This window comes from Blautia sp. BIOML-A1 (assembly GCF_009883055.1).
Classification (GTDB): domain Bacteria; phylum Bacillota; class Clostridia; order Lachnospirales; family Lachnospiraceae; genus Blautia_A.
This window is the reverse complement of sequence record NZ_WWVR01000071.1, coordinates 1-3412: the sequence shown is the minus strand read 5'-3', so window position 1 is coordinate 3412 and position 3412 is coordinate 1. Positions and strand designations below refer to the sequence as shown.

Below are 3412 nucleotides of genomic sequence, written 5' to 3'. Positions count from 1 at the left end.
TTCCACTGCTTTTTGATTTAGAGAAAGAAAAACTGCGCCACAGCCTTGGCAGGCCATCGCGCAGCGATTTTGTTCAACTTGAATTTCATTACCTACTATTCTACCGAGCTATTTCATAACCTTAATGAAATGAAACATTTCATCGGGACCTTCATCGGGTGCCTCATCCAGAATCTCTTTTGTTGGCTTAAAATGCTCGCACCAGAACTCGTCAATCTGAAATCCGCACTTATTTATATAAAAATGGATGTTGCGCTTGTCAAAATACGGCGTACAGGTTTTCCAGATTTTTGTTTCAGGATGCAAAGCTTCGGCGGCAAGCCACGCTCTGTATCCTATACCCTTGCTGTGCGCTTCCGGCAACACAAAAAGAGTATCCAACTCGTTTTCGTTGGTTTCTTTGTTAATCTGCAAAATCATACCTCCTACATTTTTGCCGTCAAGAACGATTCTGTAGGTTTCCGAATTTTCCGCATCCATACACATTTCAACGGTTTTGCGAGATATGATTTCTCCGTCTGCATCAATATGATTATCACGTTCGCCGAATTCCAACAGTGCACTGTGCTTGAACGACCATTGATTGTCCAATATGAACTGCTCACGGTCATCTGCTGCTAAAGGAGCCAATTTTACTCTGATATTTTTCATTTTTCCCTCACAAATTCCGATTTCGCGCCATCATTTCTAATACAGATTTTACCGTACTTTTTAATCTCAGTCCATCCTTTATATCCAGTCGATAAAAAAACTCTTCTGTCTCTGCTCCGCTGGCAAATATTTCATCGCAATACTTCGTAAGCACTTCCTCTTGTTCCGGAGACAGTGTTTCCAAAAGCTTCTGGTATTCCTTCTCTATATTTTCATTATATGGCCGTGTATCTTGATTTGATTTCCATTCAGAATATGCTTTGCTCATACGATTGGCGACTATCTTATCAACAGCTTCCTCTATGTCTTTTGACACCTTTGAAGGAAACTCTTGCTTTTGAACTTTTTCGTTCTTCACTTTTTCTAGTGTTGACTCATCGATATAGTGAATAATTTCTCTCAGATTTGCCTTCATAGATTGCATATATCCTCTCATCAGCACTGCCAATTTCTCTGCTTCGGTCTCCTCTTTTTCTGAATCTGACATATAAAGTTCTTCCAACTCTTTCAAAATGTCCATCCCTGCTTTTATCTGGAATTCCAGATCCAGCAGATTATCCATCACATTATATAATTCTTCCATCCTCTCATCCTCCAATAATAAATCTTCCAACGCAGTCCCTCACTTCTGACACCAATGTCAGGACAAATGCGCCTGCAGCCAATACACCCACCAACATGAATTCAGCGATTCCTAAAAGGATATAATTCATGTACTGCGTGCGGTACCAGATAATGGTGCACACAAGCATTGCTCCAAGAAGCAGACCCACAAGGCCTTTTGCAACGCAGTAGAGATTAACTACTGCGCTGACACATACACCGATAAAGGCCAGGATCAGCCATAGCGGAATAAGTAAGATTCTTCCGATGAGCTTTAAGATAAATAAAATCACTCGCATAAGTCCTCCTTTCAGCCAGTCCAATGTGGCATGTCTGCATTTACTTCTGCCTGGTAATAACCGTCTATGGTTAACGGTGCATTAAACAACGCAGCCAGTAAATATTTCTTGATATTTTTGACTTTCGTCGTGTTCTTTTTCATGCAGCTGATCACATAATCGATATGCATATAATTCAGCTTCAGAAATTTGCTTTTTACCATAGCTGCCGGATAGATTTCACTAGCAATCAGGATGCTGTTGCTCTGACTGACTACTGTTTCCAGAATCAGTTCAAAGATACCCTGTACCAGTTTTTCATCAAACTTATTTGCCTGGATTAATGCATCGTATTCGATGTTGCTCTTAATGATTTCCTCATAGGCTTTTATGACTTCGGTCTAATCCGACTCACATCTCTTCTTATCTGCAGATACGATATGATTCGATTTAATCTTGCTCTGATTAATATTGTTTATCCAATGTTTTGCATTTGCGGACGACAAATGATCCCATCTCTTTTTTATATTCAATTTCCTTTTTTCTTCTCTTGGCTTCGGCTTTCGTTTCATAGGTTTCCCATTTCTGTTTTCTCTCGCCTTTTTCATTCGTATAGGAATAGATTACATTGAATTTTCCGTTTCGTTCTCTTATAGATGCCATATTATTGCATGCTCCTTTCCAATTCTCTTTGTTCCATCCAGTCCTCAAATTCATCCCGACGGATTCTAAGTCGACTGCCAACTTTTATTACTGTGAACTTTCCTTTATCCGCCCACTTGTTGATCATGCTTCTGCTGATCTTTGCCAGATAGGAAGCTTCATCAAAAGTAAGATACTTTATATTTCCATTGCTTCCTCGTATTCCGGTCTGTGATAATTTCTTCCGCCGGAAATTAGCCAGAGCAATATTTTGTTCCTGTGCAAGTTCTTCATAATCATTCGATGGATCCAGCTTATACCGATCCTGACCTTCCAGGAATTTTTGAAAACTCTCTTTTGTGATCCTTTTCTTTTCTGCAATCACAATGAATTCAAAAAAATGACTATACTTTGGATTATCAAGAATTGTATATACTGAGCTTCTGGTTATTCCAAGTAGCTGTGCCATCTCCGGCATCGTAATTGTTGCATCTTCTAGAAGAGCGTCTTTTTCTCTGTCTTCCCTTGTTCGATACCGAGACTGGCTTTTATACCAGTTCTGAAAAGATTCTTTTGGTATACGTTTCCAGTAATCGACAATAACAGCTTCCATTTGATTTTTCTTGAGTAATTCATAAACAAGATAATCATCAACACCCAACAGATCCGCAACTTCCTTAACGGAATAGGACCAGGATTTCAATTCTTTCCCCGGTTCTTCTCCTGTAACTTTATGATATTTAATCTGATTGGTGTACCATTTTTCAAAGCTGGCAATATTGATTCGTATCTTTCCGGCAATCTCTTTTGATTCAAAAACATTTTTATGCACCAGCCAGTATCGATCTGTCTTTTTTAATCCCAGCAGCTTTCCCATTTCCGGCACGGTCATCCAGGTTCGCTTTTGTGTCGGACGCCGTTTGTAAGGACTGTCTTCTGATATCTTTGAAATGATTTCTTCTACATCGTCCATTTCCGGAAATCCTTTTTGTTTCATAATTGCTGTTGCCATTTATTCTTCACTTCCTGTCTTTTTAGTGTTAGTGTTTTTTCTTATATCATATCTCAAATCCAGATAAAAATTTAGGATGTCGATGCAGACAAAATCTGCCTGATCAACACCCTATTTTTTACTGTTCCAAGTTATCGAGCCAGTCATCAAAACTCTTCTTAGAGATGCGATACTTTCCGCCATCCAACTGGATCCACCGGAATTCCTTTTTCTTCAAAAGGTTATA

At 39.2% G+C, this 3412-nt stretch carries 6 protein-coding genes and 1 pseudogene; all 7 read right to left on the bottom strand.

What is annotated here, in order from left to right; genetic code table 11:
* Window positions 1-108: 108 nt before the first annotated feature.
* On the bottom strand, window positions 109-651 hold the full coding sequence (locus tag GT674_RS16525; protein WP_161286658.1) for a GNAT family N-acetyltransferase: 543 nt from the start codon (window positions 649-651) through the stop codon (window positions 109-111).
* 7 nt (window positions 652-658) lie between these two features.
* Entirely contained in the window at window positions 659-1234 is a 576-nt protein-coding gene (locus GT674_RS17555; protein WP_227240578.1) for a hypothetical protein, read from the bottom strand.
* Between the two features lie 4 nt (window positions 1235-1238).
* Complete coding sequence (locus tag GT674_RS16515) at window positions 1239-1553, bottom strand: hypothetical protein (RefSeq protein WP_161286657.1); 315 nt, start codon at window positions 1551-1553, stop codon at window positions 1239-1241.
* A gap of 11 nt (window positions 1554-1564) precedes the next feature.
* Complete coding sequence (locus tag GT674_RS17550; protein ID WP_227240587.1) at window positions 1565-1924, bottom strand: DUF6017 domain-containing protein; 360 nt, start codon at window positions 1922-1924, stop codon at window positions 1565-1567.
* Window positions 1925-1997: 73 nt separating this feature from the next.
* Window positions 1998-2195, bottom strand: coding sequence for a hypothetical protein (locus tag GT674_RS16505; protein ID WP_227240577.1), 198 nt, complete (start codon window positions 2193-2195; stop codon window positions 1998-2000).
* Window position 2196: 1 nt separating this feature from the next.
* Entirely contained in the window at window positions 2197-3186 is a 990-nt protein-coding gene (locus GT674_RS16500; RefSeq protein WP_161286655.1) for a helix-turn-helix domain-containing protein, read from the bottom strand.
* 118 nt (window positions 3187-3304) lie between these two features.
* Window positions 3305-3412: pseudogene (locus tag GT674_RS18095) on the bottom strand (helix-turn-helix domain-containing protein); the annotation flags it as partial.